This window comes from Nocardioides sp. LML1-1-1.1 (assembly GCF_040676175.1).
GTDB lineage: Bacteria > Actinomycetota > Actinomycetes > Propionibacteriales > Nocardioidaceae > Nocardioides.
The window spans coordinates 1012787-1031733 of the sequence record NZ_JBEGHK010000001.1; the positions used below are offsets into that span (position 1 = coordinate 1012787).

Consider the following 18947-nt stretch of genomic DNA (forward strand, 5'->3'; position numbering starts at 1 on the left):
GCGTGGTCGGCCGTCCTGCACTCCTGCGCGCGCTCGCGGGAGTGGTGACGGGACTGGCCCTCGCCACCTCGGTCGCGGCGCCCCCGGCGAGCGCCGAGCCCCGTCCGGCGGCCGCCCCCGACGACCAGTACGACGCACCGCTGGCCATCACCATCGACGCCCTCAAGCCCGGCGTGCTCCCGCGGACCGGCCCGCTGGTGATCAGCGGCGAGGTCACCAACACCGACCTGGAGACCTGGACCGGGGTCCGGCTCTACCCCGTCTTCAACGCCGGCCCCGACTGCGCGCAGAACGCCTGCCCGCCGGCGATGACCACCGCGGCCGCGCTCGCCGACGCCGCCTCCTCCGACCCGATGTCGCTCGTCGGCACCCGGGACACCAACGTGCGCTTCGAGGTCGACCGGCTCGAGCCCGGCCAGTCGGCGACGTACACGCTGACGATCCCGCAGTCCGAGCTGCGCGCGCGCTTCGGCGACCCGGAGACCGGCGTCTACTGGCTCGGCGTGCACGCGCTCGGCACCAGCCCGACCAGCGGCAACGACGGCAACGCGGTGGGCCGCGCGCGCACCTTCCTGCCCTACGTCCGCAGCCCCCGGGCCACCTCGGTGAAGACCGCGGTCGTGCTGCCGCTGCGGGCCCGGATCGCGCACGAGGAGGACGGCACCCTCGACCAGAGCAGCACCTGGGAGCAGGCGCTGCGCTTCGACGGCGAGCTCGGCGGGCCGCTGTCCTTCGGCGCCGCCGCGGCCGGGATCGCCCCGGTCACCTGGCTGCTCGACCCCGCCGTCCCGGACGCGGTGCGCCAGCTCGCGCTCGGCAACCCGAAGCGCGCGGTGCGGCCGAAGGTGCCGCCCGGCGAGGACCCCTCCCCGAGCGACGGCGCCTCGCCGACGCCGGAGGGCGACGACGCCGACGCGCCGGACCCCGACACGCCGCTGGCCGCCTCGGCCCGCACCTGGCTGAGCCGCGCGGAGAGCCAGCTGCGCTCCGGCACCGTCGCCGCCCTGCCCTACGGCGACCCGGACGTCGCCGCCGCGGCCGACACCCTGCCCAGCCTCTACCGCGCGGCCCGCCAGCTCACCGGCACCGAGGTCTCCACCTGGGACCTGGACACGCTGCCGGTCGTCGCGCCGCCGAACGGCTACCTCGACCTCCCCGGGATCGACGCGGTCGACGACGACGCGAGCCTGCTGCTGGGCGAGCAGATGTTCCCGCGCGAGGACTTCACCGCCCGTCCGCCCGTCGGCGGACTGGTCGACGATCGGCCGGTGGTGGTCACCTCCACCGCCGCCGCGACCGGCGGGCCCGGCCCGGACGCGGCGCTGGCCCCGGTGGCGCTGCGCCAGCGGATCCTCAGCGAGGCGGTCGTGCGCCTGCTGCGGGCCGGCGGCAAGCAGCCCGACCCGCTCACCGTCGTGCTGCCGGACTCGATCACCGGCACCGGCGCGCAGGCCTTCTGGCGCGAGCTGGACGTCCCCTGGCTGGACCTGGTCGGGCTCGGCGAGCTGATCGTGCCGGCCGGCTCCCCCGCCGACGGCGAGCCCGCGGCCGAGCGCCAGGTCGACACCGCGAAGCTGAGCTATCCGCCCGCGCAGGAGAAGGCCGAGCTCAGCAGCGGGGTGCTGATCGAGGCCGGCCAGCTGATCCGCGCCGGCCGGTCCCTGCAGTCGATCCTCGGCGAGGACTACACCGTCGGCACCGAGCTGGTCGCCGAGGCGCTCGCCGGCACGTCGTACGCCCTGCGCGACGACGCCGACGCCGGGGCCCGGCTGACCCGCACCAAGGACTGGACCGAGAGCCAGCTCGGCGCGATCACCATCGACGCCCCCAGCGGCGTCACCCTGTCCGGCACGTCGGGCAGCTTCAACATCGCGCTGCGCAACGAGCTCGACCAGCCGGTCACCGTCGACGTCGCCGCCACCACCGACTCCGGCGCCCGGATCCGGGTGACCAACCCGGTCCGGTTGGCCGCCAACAGCCGCACCTCGGTCCCGGTCAGCGCGGAGATGACCCGCAGCGGCGTCCACAACGTCACCCTGCGGGTGGTCGACGCCGACGGCACCGCGCTCGGCGCCGCGGACACCCTGCCGCTGCGCACCGGCCAGGTCGGCGTGGTGATCTGGGTGATCATCGGCTCCGGGGTCGGCATCCTCTTCGTCGCGATCGCGATCCGCCTGGTCCGCCGGTTCCGCCGCCGGGGGGCGGACGCCGCGGGGGAGGCCGGGTGAGCGGGGCCGAGTCCGCCGAGGAGCGGAAGATCCTCGCCAACACCGCGGTGATGGCGGCGGGGACGATCGTCTCGCGGTTCAGCGGCTTCATCCGCTCCACGCTGCTCGCCGCCGCGCTCGGCGTCGCGCTGCACGCCGACATCTTCACCGTGGCCAACACGGTGCCGAACATGCTCTACGTGCTGCTCGCCGGCGGCGTCTTCAACGCGGTGCTGGTGCCCCAGCTGGTGCGGGCGATGAAGCACGACACCGACGGCGGCGCGGCGTACGTCGACCGGGTGATCACGCTCGCCGTGCTCTTCCTCGGCGCGGTCACCGTCCTGCTCGTCGTGTTCGCACCGGCGGTGATGGACCTGGTCCTCGGCTCGGAGTGGGACGAGCCGGCGCTGGCCGAGCAGCGCCAGTCGGCGATCGACTTCGCCCGGTTCTGCCTGCCGCAGGTGTTCTTCTACGGGATGTTCGTGCTGGTCGGGCAGGTGCTCAACGCGCGCGGGAAGTTCGGGCCGATGATGTGGGCGCCGATCGCCAACAACGTCATCTCGGTCGCGGTGCTGGCGACCTACCTCCTGGCCTTCGGCCCGGCCACCGTCTCCGAGCGGGTCGGCCCGTTCAGCCCTGCGCAGGAGAGCCTGCTCGGCATCGGCTCGACCGTCGGCATCGCCGCCCAGCTGCTGGTGCTGGTGCCCTTCCTGCGCGCGGCCGGCATCCGCTACCGCCCGCGCTTCGACTTCCGTGGCGTCGGCCTGGGCCAGACGATGCGCCTGGGCGTGTGGACGGTCCTGTTCGTCATCGTCAACCAGGCGGCCTACGTGGTGGTGGTCCGGCTCGCCTCCAACGGCACCGCGTCGGCCGACGACGGCACCGGCATCACGATCTACTCCAGCGTGATGCTGGTCGTGATGGTCCCGCACTCCATCATCACCGTCTCGCTGGCCACCGCGATCCTGCCCCGGCTCTCCGCGGCCGCCGCGAACGACGACCTGGGCCGCCTCGCCACCACGCTGGGCAGCACGATGCGCACGGCGCTGGCGGTCGTCGTCCCCTTCGCGGCGCTGCTGCCCTCCATCGCCCTGCCGCTGGCCCAGGTGATCTGGGGGCACGGGGCGACCAAGGACAGCTACGACCGCTTCGAGCCGTCGATGGTGCTCTTCGGCTTCGGCGTGGTCGCCTTCACCGTCCACTACCTGGTGCTGCGGGGGTTCTACGCCCTGGAGCGCAACCGCACCGTGTTCTGGGTGCAGTGCGTGATCGCCGCGACCAACATAGGGCTCGCGATCCTGCTCACCCGCCTGGTCGACCCGTGGGACACCGCGCCGATGCTGGTCATCGCCTACACCTGCGCGTACGCCGTCGGCGGCGCGCTCTCCAGCCTCGTCCTGGTCCGGCTGCTGCGCCGCGGCGGGCACCCGGCGAGCGGCGGGGCCCGGGCCTGGCGCGGCTACCTGGTCCGCCTGCTGGGCGCCGCCCTGGTCGTGTACGCCGTCGCCCGGCTGGTCCTGGTCGTCGTCGACGACTCGATCGCCGAGCTCACCACCTCGCCGGGCTGGGTGTGGGCGGCGGTCGAGGTGGCGGTCGTCGGGGCGGCCGGCGGCGGTGCCCTGCTGGCCGCGGCCACCGTCCTGCGGATCCGTGAGGTGAGCTCGGTGGTCGGCACCGTGCTCGCCCGGGTGAGCCGCTGACCCGCATCGCCAGGAGTTCCCGCCTAGGATGGCCAGTGATCATCAGAGAGGGACTGGGGTGGCGACGTCGACGCGGTCGGGGGATGTCCTCGCTGGCCGCTACCGGTTGATCGACCTGCTGAGCGAGAGCGGCGGCGGGCGGTTCTGGCGTGCCCACGACGCGGTCCTGGAGCGCTTCGTGGCGCTGCACGTCATCGACGTCGACGACCCGCGGGCGCCCGGCCTGGTCGAGGCCGCGCGGACCTCGGCCGGCGTGCTCGACCCGCGCATCCTGCGCGTGCTCGACGCCCAGCAGGAGGACGGCCGCTGCTTCGTGGTCAACGAGTGGGGCACCGGCACCTCGCTCGACATCCTGGTCACCCACGCCGGCCCGCTCGGCCCGCGCCGCGCGGCGTGGCTGGTCGCCGACGTGGCCGACGCGATCGCGCGCGCCCACGAGGCGGGGGTCACCCACGGCCGGCTCAACCCGGAGAACGTCCTCGTCGACCGCTACGGCGCGGTCCGGCTGATCGGCATGTGCGTCGACGCCGCCCTGCACGGGCTGGAGCCCGGTGACGTCCAGGGCGACCTGGAGGACCTCGGCGGGCTGCTCTACTGCGCGCTGACCGGGGTGTGGCCCGGGCCCTCGGGCTCGATCGTGCCGGCGGCGCCCCGCGAGAACGGCGGCTTCCTGAGCCCGCGGCAGGTCCGCGCCGGCGTACCGAAGCCGTTGGACCTGGTCTGGCGCGAGTTCGACTGCACCAGCTTCCACGGCCGGCGCCTGCTCGGCGCCAGCGAGCACCCGGACGTGAGCAGCGCCCGCGGCATCGCCGACGAGCTGCTCGCCTTCGTCGGCGACCCGACCGGCATGCCGGAGTCACTGGCGCAGGCGATCCCGCAGGTCAACGAGCTGCGGCCGGTCTGGTTGCCGGCGGTGGCCGACCCGCTGCCGCACGACTCCTCCCAGGACGACATCCCGGTGGTGCCGCCCGCACCGGACCCGGCGCCCGAGGACGAGTCCGGCGACGAGGCCGACGACACCGGCGACATCCCGAGCGTCACCGACCTGCCCACCGAGGCCGGGATCCCGGTCTTCGGCGAGGAGCGGGACGACGACGTCCAGTGGATCCGCACCCGGACCACGCCGCCCCCGCCCCCGCCGCCCTTCGAGGAGCCGCCGGAGCGTCCGCTCTTCGCCCCCGACGGCGTACGCCGGCCCCGGCCCGACCTGGGGCCCGGACCCGCCGGCAACGGCTGGCCGCCCGGCCCGGGCGAGGACGGCGCGCCCCCGACCGGCTACTGGCCCTGGGACACCGACCCGGGCCACGCCACCAGCGACCCCGCCACCGAGACCGGCGAGGCGGTCCCCGGCCGCAGCTGGCTGCGCCTGGCGATGGCGGTCGCGCTGGCCGTCCTGCTGCTCGTCGCGATCGCGATCGCCTTCAACCTCGGCCGCGGCCGGGACGTGCTGGGCGGCGACCGTGGCGACGACGAGCCGACGAGCAGCGGCTCGCCGACGGTGGGCCAGTCCGCCCCGCTGCGGGGGGTCAGCGCCACCGACTTCGACCCGCTCGGTGAGGACGGCGAGAACCCTGACTCGGTCGGCAACCTGACCGACGGCGACGCCGGCACCACCTGGCGCACGGCCACCTACAAGGACCAGCTCGGCCCGCCGCCCGGGCTCAAGACCGGGGTGGGCGTGGTGCTCGACCTCGGCTCGGTGCGGCAGGTGAGCGCGGTCGACGTACGGGTCGGTGAGGGACGGACCACGCTCTCGGTCTACGCCGCGACCACGCCGCCGACCGAGGCGCCGACCGGCGCACCGATGGCGACCGAGTCCGGCTCGGGCGTCGTCAGTCTCGTGCCGGCGGGCAAGCAGCCGGTCACGGCCCGCTACCTTGTGGTCTGGCTGACCTCGCTGCCCGAGGTCGAGGGTGCTCAGTTCCGGGGGGAGATCGCGGAGGTGGTGGTGCGTGGCTCCTGAGCCCACCTCGACCGGTCCGGCCTCCGACGCCGACCTCCTCGCGGCCCACGTCGCCGGCGACGACGACGCCTTCGGCACGCTCTTCGCCCGGCACCGCGACCGGCTCTGGGCGGTCGCGCTGCGCACCTGCGCCGACCCCGAGACCGCAGCCGACGGCCTCCAGGAGGGGATGATCGCGGCCTTCCGCCGCGCCTCCTCCTACCGCGGCGAGGCCGCCGTCACCACCTGGCTGCACCGCATCGTCGTCAACGCCTGCCTCGACCGCCTGCGCGCCGCCAAGGTACGACGGGCCGAGCCCCTCCCCGAGGACCTCGACCAGGCCGAGCCGGTCCGGGCGACCCCGGCCGCGCCCGCCGACCCCGTCGACCGCGCGCTCGCCGCCGAGCGCCGGGAGCAGGTGCGGGCCGCGCTCGCGACCCTGCCGCCCGAGCAGCGGGCCGCCGTGGTGCTGGTCGACATGGAGGGCTACCCGGTCGCCGAGGTGGCCGCGATCCTCGACTGCGCCGTGGGGACCGTGAAGAGCCGCTGCTCGCGGGCCCGGTCTCGGCTCGCGGTGCTGCTCGCGGACGTGCTCGACGTGACCGGGCCGGCCGAGGCGGCAGCCCACCCGGTCGAGGGGAACCCGGCCGGGGGGCCGGACGTCGGATCGCTGAGCCGTCGCGGACCACCGGCCACCGAGGCCGCCGCGCCCGCTCCCACCGCCGACTGACCCCCTGCCGCTCCCGGCACGCACGACCAGGACCCCTCATGACCGAACCCACCGACCCGCCCCTCGACCCCGCGCGCGAGGAGGCGGTCCGCCGCGCCCTCGCCGAGGCGGGCGGGCCCGAGCAGGTGCCGCCGCCCGTGGTGAGCCGGCTCGACGAGACGCTCGCCGGGCTGGTCGCCGAGCGGGCGAGGCTGTCGCACCCGGAGGACACCGGGGTCGTCGTACCGCTCGACGCGGCGGCACGCCGGCGCCGGCTGCGGGTGCGGGTGCTGCTGGGCGCCGCGGCGGCGGTCGTCGCCGTCGCGCTGGGCGCGGGCTACCTCTCGGACGACCGCGGCGACGACCTCACCGCCAGCACCGCCGACGAGGCGCCGGCGCGCAGCACGGAGCCGTCCGACGGTGCGGGATCGGTGCAGGACAAGGCCGAGTCGCTCGCGTCGGCGGCCGACAGCCCGGCCCCGGGCAGCCCTCCGGGCGACGCCGTGCTGCGCCGGATCGACTCCGACCAGCCGGTCCGCGACGTCCGTCCCGAGCGCCTGCGCACCGACCTGGTCGCGCTGCAGCGGGCCACCCTGCCGCACCCCGCGGCAGCCGACTACACCACCGCCACGCTCACGGCGCCGGCCGACTTCCTGTGCCAGCCGGCCGACTTCGGCACCGGCTACCTCGTCGCCGTGCGCTACGACGGCCAGCCGGCCGTCGTCGCCTTCCGCCAGCCCGTCGGGGCGAGCCAGGCCGCCGAGGTGCTCACCTGCGGCACCGGTGACGTGCTGCACTCGCTCACCCTGCCCGCCGCGGGCTGAGCCGGGGTCGCCGAAGGGAATGCCGGCGCCTACGATCGGGTTCAGGTGAGTGCAGTTCCGTCCAACTACGTGGGGAGTCCCATGACCGAGTCCGCCGAGCCCCGCAACGTCATCGTCATCGGGTCCGGGCCGTCCGGCTACACCGCGGCGATCTACGCCGCGCGGGCCCAGCTGAGCCCGCTCGTCTTCGAGGGCTCGGTCACGGCCGGCGGTGCGCTGATGAACACCACCGAGGTGGAGAACTTCCCCGGCTTCCGCGACGGCATCCAGGGCCCCGAGCTGATGGACGAGATGCGCGCGCAGGCCGAGCGCTTCGGCGCCGAGCTCGTGGCCGACGACGTGGTCGAGGTGGACCTCACCGGTGAGGTCAAGGTCGTCAAGACCGCCACCGACACCTACACCGCGCGGGCGGTGATCCTGTCCACCGGCTCCGGCTACCGCAAGCTCGACCTCCCCAACGAGGAGCGGCTCTCGGGCCGCGGCGTGTCCTACTGCGCGACCTGCGACGGCTTCTTCTTCCGCGAGCAGCACATCGCGGTGGTCGGCGGCGGCGACTCCGCGGTCGAGGAGGCGACCTTCCTCACCCGGTTCGGCTCCAAGGTCTCCCTGATCGTGCGCCGCGACGAGCTGCGCGCCTCCAAGATCATGCAGGAGCGCGCCTTCGCCGACCCCAAGCTCGAGATCGTGTGGAACTCCGTGGTCGAGTCGATCAACGGCGAGGACTCGCTGGAGTCGCTGACGCTCAAGGACACCGTCACCGGCGAGACCAGCGAGCTGCCCGCCACCGGCCTGTTCATCGCGATCGGCCACGAGCCCCGCTCCGAGCTGCTCACCGGCCAGGTCGACCTCGACGACAACGGCTACGTCCTGGTCCAGCCGGGCTCGACGGCGACCAACATCCCCGGCGTCTTCGCGGCCGGCGACCTCGTCGACCACGTCTACCGCCAGGCGATCACCGCCGCCGGCACCGGCTGCTCGGCCGCCCTCGACGCGGAGCGCTACCTCGGCTTCCTCGACCACGCCGCCGCGACCACCGGGAATGCCGCGGTCACCGCGTAGGTTCCACCACCAGACTTCACGTTCACCCCGATCCGAAGGAGGCCCCCGTGGCCGACAACATCTCCGCCGTGACCGACGCCGAGTTCGACGCGCAGGTCCTCAAGTCCGACAAGCCCGTCCTCGTGGACTTCTGGGCCGAGTGGTGCGGCCCGTGCCGCCAGGTCGCCCCGATCCTCGACGAGATCGCCGGCGCGCACGGCGACAAGATCAGCTTCTACAAGCTGAACGTCGACGAGAACCCGGTCACCCCGGCGTCCTACCGGGTCACCGGCATCCCGACGATCAACGTCTACTCCGGCGGCGAGGTCGTCAAGACCATCGTCGGCGCGCGCCCCAAGGCCGCGATCCTCAAGGAGCTCGACGAGTTCATCAACGCCTGAGCCCGCTCCGAAGCCCCCGGTCCGTCAGGGCCGGGGGCTTCGTGCTTCCCGGGGCACGGGTGCCGGCGCCGGCCGTCGTACGACGCCCACGAGCCGCTCCCACGCGGCCTCCACCTCGCCACGCCAGGTCACCAGCGAGCGCATCTCCATCCGCATCCGCGGGGTGCGCGGGTGCGGACGATGGGTCTTGAACCCGACCCGCGCGAGGAAGTCGGCCGGTACGACGCACTCGGCGTGCCCGCTCGGCGCCGTGCCGCCGGTCCGGGCGAAGGCCTCGACCGCGCGGATCCCGTCGCGGCCGACCAGGTCGCGCGCCATCCCCTGGACGAGCAGCCGGCCCAGCCCGCCGCCGGTGTGCGCCGGGGAGATCCACGCCGTCGTCAGCAGCACCGCGTCCGCGGAGACCGGCGCGGTGGGGAAGGCGGCGGCGCCGGGGACGAAGGCGGCGGGCGCGTAGACGAGGTAGCCGACCGGCGAGCCGTCCACGAGCACGACCCGCCCGCACGAGCCCCACTCGCGCAGCACCTCCGAGACCCAGGCCTCCTTCTCGCGCGCCCGCTCGTCGGGGGAGAGGCCGTCGCGGTGCACCGGCTCCCGCTCCCAGAACAGGCAGGTGCGGCACGGCGCGTCGAGGGCGTCGAGCAGGTCGAGGGTCAGCGGGACCGTCGTACGGGCCACGTCGACGATGGTAGGCCGAAATCCGCTGGCGCGGACCTGAGAGGATGGGGTCCGTGCGCAAGATCCGCCAGTCCAAGAAGCTCGCCAACGTCCGCTACGACGTCCGGGGTCCCATCCTGGTCGAGGCTCAGCGGCTGGAGGCCGAGGGCCACAAGATCCTCAAGCTCAACATCGGCAATCCCGCACCCTTCGGCTTCGAGGCACCCGAGGCGATCGTCGCCGACATGGTGCACAACCTGCCCGACGCGCAGGGCTACAGCGACTCCCGGGGCATCTACTCCGCCCGGACCGCGGTCGCGCAGTACTACCAGTCCCGCGGCCTGAAGGACACGGCCGTCGAGGACGTCTTCGTCGGCAACGGCGTCTCGGAGATGATCTCGATGGTCCTCCAGGCCTTCCTGGACGACGGCAACGAGATCCTCGTCCCGGCGCCGGACTACCCGCTGTGGACGGGCGCGGTCTCGCTGTCGGGCGGCACTCCCGTCCACTACCGCTGCGACGAGGAGAACGGCTGGATGCCGGACCTCGCGGACATCGAGTCCAAGATCACCGAGAACACCCACGGCCTGGTGATCATCAACCCGAACAACCCCACCGGCGCGGTCTACAGCAAGCAGATGGTCGACGGCCTCGTCGACATCGCGCGGCGCCACGACCTGGTCGTCTTCGCCGACGAGATCTACGAGAAGATCCTCTTCGACGACGCGGTGCACCACCACGCCGCGGCCTCCGCCGGCAGCGACGTGCTCTGCCTGACGTTCAGCGGGCTCAGCAAGGCCTACCGGGTGTGCGGCTACCGCGCCGGCTGGGTGATGGTCTCGGGCCCGCAGGAGCTGGCCGAGGACTTCCTGGAGGGCCTCACCACGCTCTCGAACATGCGGATGTGCGCCAACGTCCCGGCCCAGCACGCGATCCAGACGGCGCTGGGCGGCTACCAGTCGATCAACGAGCTGATCGTGCCCGGCGGCCGCTTCTACGAGCAGGCGATGCTCGCCGACCGGCTCCTCAACGAGATCCCCGGCGTCTCCTCGGTGCGGCCCTCCGGCGCGCTCTACTGCTTCCCGCGCCTCGACCCCGACGTCTACGCCATCGACGACGACGAGCAGTTCGTCATCGAGCTGCTGCGGGCCAAGAAGATCCTGGTCACCCACGGCACCGGCTTCAACTGGTTCGCCCCCGACCACTTCCGGCTGGTGACCCTGCCGGACGTGGACATGCTGGAGGAGGCCATCGGGCGGATCGCGGACTTCCTGGCCACGCGTCGCTGAATTTGTTCGCCGGGAGCAATTCTCCCCGTGCGATCTGCGCGACAGGCACTCGCGTTCTCTCAGGTTCGGCTGTCAGACTCCAGCGGTGCTCGACATCACGTACCCGCCCGTCATCGTCACCGCCAAGGTGCTCTTCAAGCTCATGCGCCAGCGGGTGGTGGTGTCCGGCTCGGAGGCGATCCCGCGCAAGGGTGGTGCGCTGCTCGCGATCAACCACACCGGCTACGTCGACTTCATCTACGGCGGGGCGGGCGCCGAGCCGCGCAAGCGGCTGGTCCGGTTCATGATCAAGAAAGAGATGATGGACGCCCCCGGCGTCGGTCACCTGCTGCGCTCCTTCCACCACATCCGGGTGGACCGCGCCTCCGGCGTGCAGTCGATGAAGGACGCGCTGGCCTACCTCAAGGCCGGTGAGGTGGTCGGGATCTACCCCGAGGCCACCATCTCCCGCTCCTTCGAGATCAAGGAGCTGAAGTCCGGTGCCGCCCGGATCGCCGCCGACGCCGGCGTGCCGCTGATCCCGGTCATCGTCTGGGGCGCGCACCGGCTGATGACCAAGGACCACCCGAAGGACTTCTCCCGCTCGCCGAAGACGATCATCGTCAAGGTGGGTGAGCCGATGTACCCCACCGGCGAGGACGTCGCCGCCGAGACCGAGGCGCTGCGCGAGGCGATGAAGCGGATGCTCGACGAGGTCATCGCGGAGTATCCCGAGGAGGAGAAGAAGCCCGGCTCCTGGTGGATCCCCGCCCGCTTCGGCGGTTCGGCGCCCACCCCGGAGAAGGCCGACGAGATGGACAAGGCCGAGCTGCGGGAGCGGGCCGCCAAGCGTGCGGCCAAGGCGGCGGAGCAGCGCGACGCATGATGGACTGACCCGCGTGGACCGCCCCCTGGTGCTGCTCGTCGAGGACGACGAGGACCTGCGTACGACGACGCGGCTGGTCCTGGAGGCCCGGGGCTTCGACGTGGTCACGGCCGCCGACGGCGAGGCCGGCTGGGCGTCGTACCGGGCCCGGGAGGTGGACCTCGCGGTCATCGACGTCGTGCTGCCGCTGCTCGACGGCCTGCGGCTGACCGAGCGGATCCGCGCGCACGGCGGGGACACCCCGGTGCTGCTGCTCACCGCGCGGGACCTGCCGCGCGACCAGGTGGTCGGCTTCGAGGCGGGCGCCGACGACTACGTCGTGAAGCCCTTCGACGGCGACGTGCTGGAGGCCCGGCTCCGGGCGCTGCTGCGCCGTCGCGGCGGGTCCGCGCCCACCCGCGAGGTGGTCCACGGCGCGCTGGTCGTCGACGTGGACGGGATGACCGTGCTGCGCGAGGGCGTGCCGGTGGACCTGTCGGCCACCGAGTTCCGCCTGCTGACAGCGTTCCTCGACAACCTCGGCATCGTGCTCAGCCGCACCCAGCTGCTCGACCTGGTCTGGGAGGGCGCGCACTGGGGCGACGCACGGGTCGTCGACGTGACCGTCCAGCGCCTGCGCGCCAAGATCGGCGCCGAGGAGATCACCACCGTGCGCGGCGCGGGCTACAAGATGGCCCGCCGGTGAGGCACTCGCTGCGCACCCGGATCACCGTCGCGGTGGTGGGGGCGACGCTCGCGACGCTGCTCGGGGTCGGGCTCGTGATCGACCACCTGGCCGCGACCGACGCCCGGGAGCGGCTGCGGACCGAGGCCCTCACCCGGCTCGACGCGGCCATCTTGGTGTGGGAGCAGCCCGAGGCGACGTTGCGCTACGGGCTGAGCATCGACGGCGACGGTGTCCCGCCCGCGCTGGCCGACCTGCGGGCGGGCTCGGCGACCTACTACACCGGCGGCCGGATGTGGGCCGGGCGCCGGCTCGACAACGGACGGGTCGCGACGCTCGCGCTCTCCGACGCCCCGGTGCGGGCCGCCCGTGCGGACCTGCGCCGGCAGATGCTGGTGGCCGGCGGGGCCGCCGTCCCGCTCACCGGGCTGCTCGGCTTCGCGGTCGCGACCGGGCTCAGCCGCCGGATCCGCCGCGCCGCGGCCGCCGTCGCCGCAGGGGACACCGCCCGGCTCTCGGTGGGCGGCCGGGACGAGGTCGCGGCGCTCGCCGGCGCCGTCGACGAGATGGCGGCCGCCCTCGACGACCGGCTGCGGGCCGAGCAGGCCTTCTCCGCCGACGTCGCCCACGAGCTGCGGACGCCGGTCGCCGGGCTCGTCAGCGCCGCGGAGCTGCTCCCACCCGGGGAGTCGACAGACCTGGTGCGCCGCCTCGTCGACCGGCTGCGCCGGCTCGTGGAGGACCTGCTGGAGGTGGCCCGGCTGGAGAGCGGCGCCGAGGAGGTCGCCCTCGCCCAGTCGCCACTCTCCGCCCTGGTGCCCTCGGCGAGGGTCGTCCGGGACGCCGACGTGCTCGCCGACCCGCGGCGCGTGGAGCGCATCGTCACCAACCTCCTCGCCAACGCCGAGCGGCACGGCGCCGGCGAGGTGTCCGTGTCGATCGAGGGTCCGCGGCTCGTCGTACGGGACCGGGGGAGGGGCTTCCCACCCGAGATCCTCGAGCGCGGCGCGATCCGGTTCCACAGCACCGGGCGCGGCAGCGGCCTCGGGCTCACCATCGTGCAGGGTCAGGCGCGAGCGCTCGGGGCGAGCGTGGAGCTGCGCAACCCGCCCGACGGCGGCGCCGAGGTCACCGTCACCTTCAGGAGCCCGGACCCATCTCCGGGTCCACGGGGTCGGTCGTCCGCAGGGTGATCTCCTGCTCCGGGTCCATGCCCTCCGGCAGGTCCCCGGTGACCTTGATGGTGAGCTTGCCGTAGGTCGCGGACGCCTCGCCGTCGACGAGATCGCTTGCCGTGACTCGGACCCGGGCCTTGACGTCCGTGCCCTCCGCGCAGCTCGGGTCGCAGTTGTTGGCGACGACCGTCCCGGTCGCGATCGCCTCGTCCGCGCCCCAGTTGCTCCACTCGAGGTCGGTCAGGCTCTGGTTGCCGTCGGCACAGGCGACGGTGAACGACGTGGGCTTGCTGACCGGCTCGTCGACGCAGTCGAGCAGGAAGGTGACGCCGGCTCGCGCCGCGGCCGCGTCGGCCGAGGTCTCGACCTGCGGGTGGGCGGCGACGGGCGTGGTGTCCTCGACACCGCAGGCCGCCAACCCGCCGACGAGCAGGAGGGCGCCGCCGAGGAGCGCGATGCGGTTGCTGGTCCGCTGGAGGGTCATGGTGGGGTCCTTCTCGATCCGAGCGCCGGCGGCTCTCGCCGACGACGGTAGCCTCCGCCGCTCCCCTCACACGAACGCGGCAGCGGCATCACAGGACCATGACAACGCCGTAGCGATATATCGCCATGTCGCTTTGTTGCTTTGTCGACATGTCGCTCAGGTCTGCTTGCGCAGCAGGCCGGTGATGCCGGCGAGGAAGAGCGCGGTGAAGATCCACGACAACGCCCTCAGCACCGCCAGCACCGCGCTCAGCCACCCCGTCCGCGGCGTCCAGGGCTGGCTGGTCGCGCTGCTCGTCGTCGGCACGGCGGTCGAGAGCGCGTAGGTCAGCGGCTGGAACTGCGCGACGTCCCACCGCTCGTCCCACGCGCTCGCCGGCACCCGTCCGGGCACGGCTGCTGGGTTCGTTGCTCCTGCGACTCGCTGATCGTCGAGCACCGCCTGGCGGATCGTGGCGGTGGTCGCGGTGGTGAAGTCGTCGGTCCGCTGCGAGCTGAGCAGGAGGGCGATCACGAACACCGCCAGCAGGCAGGTGAGCGTGCGCCGGACGGGGTAGTAGCCGTGCCCGGTCGTCCACCGGGAGAACCAGCTCGCCACCCGGCTCGACCGCGAGCCGTGCCGGGCCGAGCGGACCGCCGAGCGGTAGCGGATCCACCGCGCGTCGCTCGGCTGGCCGATGCGGTCGTAGAGGTTCGCCAGCTCCTGCCAGGGTTGCGCCGTCGTCTGGCTGTCCAGCCAGCGGGCGGCACACCCCGGGTCGGTCCGCGGGCGGCCGATGAGGTCGCCGAGCTGCCAGCCCGCGACGTTGGCGAGCGGAGGCGGCTCCGTAGCGCCGGCGGCGACGGCGAGGCGATGGAACCTGCTACCCACCAGGTAGAGACTGCCGGCGAGCTGGAGGTCCGGCCCGAGCAGGGCGTCATGAGCTACGCGGAGATTGCGGCCGTTGACGCTCCATCCTTGATCTGTGTGGCCCCCCAGCCGAGCGGCCCGCATGCTCAGCTGGCCCCCGATCTCGGCCCCGTCGAGGTTGAGGGGCCCCGCCATCTCGAACCCGTCCCGCAGGAAGGCGCCCTGGCCGATGCGCAGGTCCTGCCCGTCCAGGCTCCAGCCCTGATCGGAGCGCCCGTGGACCCGCGCACCGACCATGCCCAGCTGCCCCGCGATGCGCGCACCGTGAAGGGTGATCGCGCCCGTCGCCTCGAACCCGCCGTCGAGGAAGACGTCGCTGTCGACCTGCAGGTTCTGCGCCACCAGGCTCCAGCCTGTGTCGGTCGCGCCGTTGAGACGGACCCCGCGCAGCGCGAGCTGGGTCCCGATCCGGGAGGCGGAGAGGAGGACCGCGCCGGCGGTCGTCAGGCCGTCCGCGTCGAACCCGTGGCCGACCTGCATCCGGCTCGCCAGCACGCTCCAGTGGGTCCCGGACTTCCCGAGGCGGGCGCGCCGGAGGCTGAGGTGGCGCCGCACGTGCGCATTGCCCAGCCCGGCTCCTCCCGCCGTCTCGAAGCCCTCGTCGAGCGCCATGACGTCGTCGACCTCGAGTCCGTTGGCCCGCAGGCTCCAGCCCTTGGCGTCCGCCCGCGCCAGGCGGCTGCCGGTCATCCGCAACCAGCCACCGACCTCCGCGTTGGTGAGCGTCACCGTGCCATCGACCAGGCAGGAGTGGAGAGACAGGGAGTGGGGGATCCGCATCAGCCCGAGATCGAGATTGCCCACGATCGCGGCACCCCGCACGCGCAGCCCACGAGGATCCACGTCGTCGACCTTGCCGCGGATGACCTCCAGCAGCACGCTGCGCAGCAGGCCGGCCTCGACGACGAAGTCGCCCGCAGAGTCGGACACCAGTCGCTCGGGGCTGGGCCGGGTGCCGTCACCCACGACGAGCGGCTCTCCGCTGCGGAGGCTGTCGATGAGCTGCTGCCGCTCGATCATGGGGTCAGCATGCCGACGCCGTAGCCGCTTGCCTAGGCTTGTCTCACTGTGCGGTGCGCGACCGTTTCCCGTGAAACAGTCGCTTTGTCGACAAGTCGCTCTGTCGACGTACAGGGTCAGATGACGCGGTCGTTGCGGTTGCGTGGGTCGATCAGGTCGACGATCCGCTGCAGGTCGCCGGTGTTGGCGAACTCGATGCTGATCTTGCCCTTGGCCTTGCCGAGGTCGATCTTCACCCGCGTCTCCAGCCGGTCACCGAGGCGCTCGGAGAGCTCGGTGAGCCCGGGCGCCTTCGGCTTGTTGCGGGTGGGACGCTTCGTCGTACCGCCGACCTCGCCGACGGAGACGATCTCCTCCAGGCCGCGCACCGAGATGCCCTCGGCGACGACGCGCTGCGCGAGGCGGTCCTGCACCTCCGCGTCCGGTACGCCGAGCAGAGCGCGCGCGTGGCCGGCGGACAGCACGCCCGCGGCCACTCGGCGCTGCACGGCCGGGGAGAGCTTGAGCAGGCGCAGGGTGTTGCTGATCTGGGGCCGCGATCGACCGATCCGCTGGGCGAGCTCGTCGTGGGTGCAGGAGAAGTCCTCGAGCAGCTGCTGGTACGCCGCGGCCTCCTCGAGGGGGTTGAGGTTGCTGCGGTGCAGGTTCTCCAGGAGCGCGTCCCGGAGCATGTCGGTGTCGTCGGTCTCGCGGACGATCGCGGGGATCGTGGCGAGGCCGGCGGCCTGGGTGGCGCGCCAACGGCGCTCACCCATGACCAGCTCGTAGGCATCGGGGGCCGTCCTGCGGACCACGACGGGCTGGAGGAGGCCGATCTCCTTGATGGAGTGGACCAGCTCGGCCATCGCCTCCTCGTCGAAGACGGTCCGCGGGTTGACCGCGTTGGGCCGGATCGCGTCGACGGGCAGCTCGGCGAAGAACGCGCCCTCGACGGGCGCCAGACCCGAATCTTCGATCTGCGGGCCTGTCGCCGAGCCGGTGGACCCCGGGTCCGCCGACCCGCTGGGAGGCGCTCCTGCGGAAAGGTCCGAATTCTGGGCGTCCTGGTTGACATCAGGGCGCTCCGCCGGGACAGATCCAGCGGCCGGCGCCGACGACGGGGGAGCCGTCGGGATCAGCGACCCGAGCCCGCGACCGAGCCCGCGACGGGGCGCTCCAGCGTTCACGACAGGCTCCCTCGGACGACGATCTCGCGCGCCGCTTCGAGATAGCTGAGCGCGCCGGGTGAACCCGGATCGTAGGTCATCACGGTCTGGCCGTACGACGGCGCCTCCGACACCCGCACCGAGCGCGGGATGGCGGTCTTGAGCACCTGGTCGCCGAAGTGCTCGCGCACCTCCTGGGCCACGCCCGCGGCGAGGCGCGTCCGGGCGTCGTACATGGTCAGCACGATGGTGGACACCGCGAGCTCGGGGTTGAGGTGGGCGCGCACCATGTCGACGGTGGCGAGGAGCTGGCCGAGACCCTCCAGGGCGTAGTACTCCGCCTGGATCGGGATGAGCATCTCCGCGCCCGCGACGAGCGCGTTCAGGGTGAGCAGGCCGAGCGAAGGCGGGCAGTCGATGAAGACGTAGTCGAAGCGCTCCTCGCCGGCCGACTCGGCGGTGCCGATCCGCGGGTGGGCGTCGATCGCCTTCTTCAGCCGCTGCTCCCGGGCGACGACGCTGACGAGCTCGATCTCGGCGCCGGCCAGGTCGATCGTGGCGGGGACGACCCACAGGCCCGCGGCGTCCGGGCAGGGCTGAGCGATGTCGACGATGGCGAGGCCGTCCACCAGCAGCTCGTACGTCGACGGGGTGCCCTGGCGGTGCTCGATGTTCAGTGCCGTGGAGGCGTTGCCCTGGGGGTCGAGGTCGATGACCAGGACCCGCTGCCCGAGCTGGGTCAGCGCCGCCGCCAGATTGACGGTGGACGTGGTCTTCCCGACGCCGCCCTTCTGGTTCGCGACCACCAGCACCCGCGTCTCGGAGGGACGGCCCAGCTGCTCCTGCGGGATGCCCGCGCGGACCATCACGGTCGCCTGCGCCGCACGGGCCAGGGGAGTGAGGTCGTCGTCGAAGCCGGCGTTGCGCTCGGCGAGCTGGGCGGCGGTCAGGACCGCCGGGGAGCCCGTTTCACGTGAAACATCACCGGAGGCGGGTGTTCCGTCCACCTGTGGATAACTAGGCGCAGTCTGTGGATGCTCACGCTCAGCACCCCCGTCGCGGTCGGTGGAAAACCCACCGGGAACCGTAGAGTCGCTCACGACTTCCTCCTCTTGCTCCGGGAGCTGCGCGGACCCCGAGGCCCACGCGATGACCGGGACGGCAACGATACGCGGGCCGGCTCGGCCCAGGTCACCCGCACGACGCGGATCGGACTGACATCGGCGAGGGCGGGGTCGTCGCCGCCCAGGGTCTCGACGGTCGGCTCCGCGCAGCCCAGCCGGGAGAGCACGGACGCGGCCGACTCGATCTCCTCGGGGGCGGAGCTGCCCTTCATCGCGACCAGCGCGCCGTGCGCAGCCACCAGCGGCATCGACCACTCCAGCAGCCGGCCGAGCGGAGCGACGGCACGGGAGGTGACGACGTCGAAGTCGGAGCTTCCGTGGAGAGCGTCGGCACGGCCACGCACCACCACCACGTTGGTCAGGCCCAGCTCGGCGACGCTCTCCTCCAGGAAGGTCGTACGACGCAGCAGCGGCTCGATCAGCGTCACCGCCACGTCGGGACGGGCGATCGCCACCACCAGCCCGGGCAGGCCGGCGCCGGACCCGATGTCGGCCACACGCGCACCCTCGGGGAGGGCGGGGGCCAGCAGGGCGCAGTTGAGGACGTGGCGCTCCCACAGCCGCGGCGCCTCGCGAGGTCCGATGAGGCCACGGACGACCCCGTCGGTGGCCAGCCGCTCGGCGTACGCCACGGCTGCGTCGACCCGATCCTCGGGGAACAGCGCGTGGACCGCCGGCGGGGGAGGGGGCAGTGGACTGCCGCCCTCAGCAACGACCCCCGGGCCTGCCGGATCCGCTGGATCCGGAGACACCGGGGGCGTGCGTGCTTCGTCGTGTTTCACGTGAAACGTCGA

17 protein-coding genes are annotated in these 18947 nt (G+C 73.2%); 11 read left to right on the forward strand and 6 right to left on the reverse strand.

From position 1 onward, the window contains the following. Positions 1-2 precede the first annotated feature (2 nt). The 7 genes from MRBLML1_RS05000 to trxA all read left to right on the forward strand — a co-directional run bounded on the left by MRBLML1_RS05000 (position 3) and on the right by trxA (position 8821). Positions 3-2228: a DUF6049 family protein gene (locus MRBLML1_RS05000; protein WP_364512254.1), complete on the forward strand. Its 2226-nt coding sequence runs from the start codon at positions 3-5 to the stop codon at positions 2226-2228. Next, positions 2225-3907, forward strand: a complete 1683-nt coding sequence (gene murJ / locus MRBLML1_RS05005) for a murein biosynthesis integral membrane protein MurJ (protein ID WP_364512257.1) — start codon at positions 2225-2227, stop codon at positions 3905-3907. Before MRBLML1_RS05000 ends, murJ begins: the two co-directional genes overlap by 4 nt. Before the next feature lie 58 nt (positions 3908-3965). Beyond that, on the forward strand, positions 3966-5870 hold the full coding sequence (locus MRBLML1_RS05010; RefSeq protein ID WP_364512259.1) for a protein kinase family protein: 1905 nt from the start codon (positions 3966-3968) through the stop codon (positions 5868-5870). Further along, positions 5860-6579 carry an RNA polymerase sigma factor SigM gene (gene sigM, locus MRBLML1_RS05015; RefSeq protein ID WP_364512262.1) on the forward strand — a complete coding sequence of 240 codons (720 nt, stop codon included), beginning with the start codon at positions 5860-5862 and terminating at the stop codon, positions 6577-6579. Before MRBLML1_RS05010 ends, sigM begins: the two co-directional genes overlap by 11 nt. A gap of 38 nt (positions 6580-6617) precedes the next feature. Beyond that, on the forward strand, positions 6618-7382 hold the full coding sequence (locus MRBLML1_RS05020; protein ID WP_364512265.1) for a hypothetical protein: 765 nt from the start codon (positions 6618-6620) through the stop codon (positions 7380-7382). An 81-nt stretch (positions 7383-7463) separates the two neighbouring features. Next, complete coding sequence (gene trxB / locus MRBLML1_RS05025) at positions 7464-8441, forward strand: thioredoxin-disulfide reductase (protein ID WP_364512268.1); 978 nt, start codon at positions 7464-7466, stop codon at positions 8439-8441. 47 nt (positions 8442-8488) lie between these two features. Continuing rightward, positions 8489-8821 (forward strand): thioredoxin, encoded by a 333-nt coding sequence (trxA, locus tag MRBLML1_RS05030; RefSeq protein ID WP_364512272.1) that lies wholly within the window; start codon positions 8489-8491, stop codon positions 8819-8821. A gap of 24 nt (positions 8822-8845) precedes the next feature. On the opposite strand, the gene MRBLML1_RS05035 is transcribed toward trxA, so the two are convergent. Beyond that, complete coding sequence (locus MRBLML1_RS05035) at positions 8846-9499, reverse strand: GNAT family N-acetyltransferase (protein ID WP_364512275.1); 654 nt, start codon at positions 9497-9499, stop codon at positions 8846-8848. A gap of 53 nt (positions 9500-9552) precedes the next feature. On the opposite strand from MRBLML1_RS05035, the gene MRBLML1_RS05040 reads away from it, so the two are divergent. The 4 genes from MRBLML1_RS05040 (at position 9553) to MRBLML1_RS05055 (ending at position 13489) form a co-directional block, all read left to right on the forward strand. Beyond that, entirely contained in the window at positions 9553-10767 is a 1215-nt protein-coding gene (locus tag MRBLML1_RS05040) for a pyridoxal phosphate-dependent aminotransferase (protein WP_364512278.1), read from the forward strand. An 85-nt stretch (positions 10768-10852) separates the two neighbouring features. Then, positions 10853-11632, forward strand: coding sequence for a lysophospholipid acyltransferase family protein (locus tag MRBLML1_RS05045; protein WP_364512281.1), 780 nt, complete (start codon positions 10853-10855; stop codon positions 11630-11632). A 13-nt stretch (positions 11633-11645) separates the two neighbouring features. After that, positions 11646-12317, forward strand: coding sequence for a response regulator transcription factor (locus tag MRBLML1_RS05050; RefSeq protein WP_364512285.1), 672 nt, complete (start codon positions 11646-11648; stop codon positions 12315-12317). Continuing rightward, on the forward strand, positions 12314-13489 hold the full coding sequence (locus tag MRBLML1_RS05055; protein ID WP_364512288.1) for a sensor histidine kinase: 1176 nt from the start codon (positions 12314-12316) through the stop codon (positions 13487-13489). The genes MRBLML1_RS05050 and MRBLML1_RS05055 overlap by 4 nt, the downstream gene beginning before the upstream one ends. Here the strand turns inward: MRBLML1_RS05055 and MRBLML1_RS05060 are convergent. From MRBLML1_RS05060 to rsmG, 5 genes are all read right to left on the reverse strand, one after another. Next, positions 13437-13955, reverse strand: coding sequence for a hypothetical protein (locus tag MRBLML1_RS05060; protein WP_364512290.1), 519 nt, complete (start codon positions 13953-13955; stop codon positions 13437-13439). The genes MRBLML1_RS05055 and MRBLML1_RS05060 overlap by 53 nt on opposite strands. A 156-nt stretch (positions 13956-14111) precedes the next feature. Next, a complete protein-coding gene (locus MRBLML1_RS05065; protein WP_364512293.1) occupies positions 14112-15884 on the reverse strand; it encodes a hypothetical protein in 1773 nt (590 codons plus the stop codon). Between the two features lie 116 nt (positions 15885-16000). Further along, positions 16001-17050: a ParB/RepB/Spo0J family partition protein gene (locus tag MRBLML1_RS05070; protein WP_364512296.1), complete on the reverse strand. Its 1050-nt coding sequence runs from the start codon at positions 17048-17050 to the stop codon at positions 16001-16003. Beyond that, positions 17047-18036 (reverse strand): ParA family protein, encoded by a 990-nt coding sequence (locus MRBLML1_RS05075; RefSeq protein ID WP_414691217.1) that lies wholly within the window; start codon positions 18034-18036, stop codon positions 17047-17049. Before MRBLML1_RS05075 ends, MRBLML1_RS05070 begins: the two co-directional genes overlap by 4 nt. Positions 18037-18125: 89 nt before the next feature. Continuing rightward, a complete protein-coding gene (gene rsmG, locus MRBLML1_RS05080) occupies positions 18126-18785 on the reverse strand; it encodes a 16S rRNA (guanine(527)-N(7))-methyltransferase RsmG (RefSeq protein WP_364512299.1) in 660 nt (219 codons plus the stop codon). Between the last annotated feature and the right edge of the window lie 162 nt (positions 18786-18947).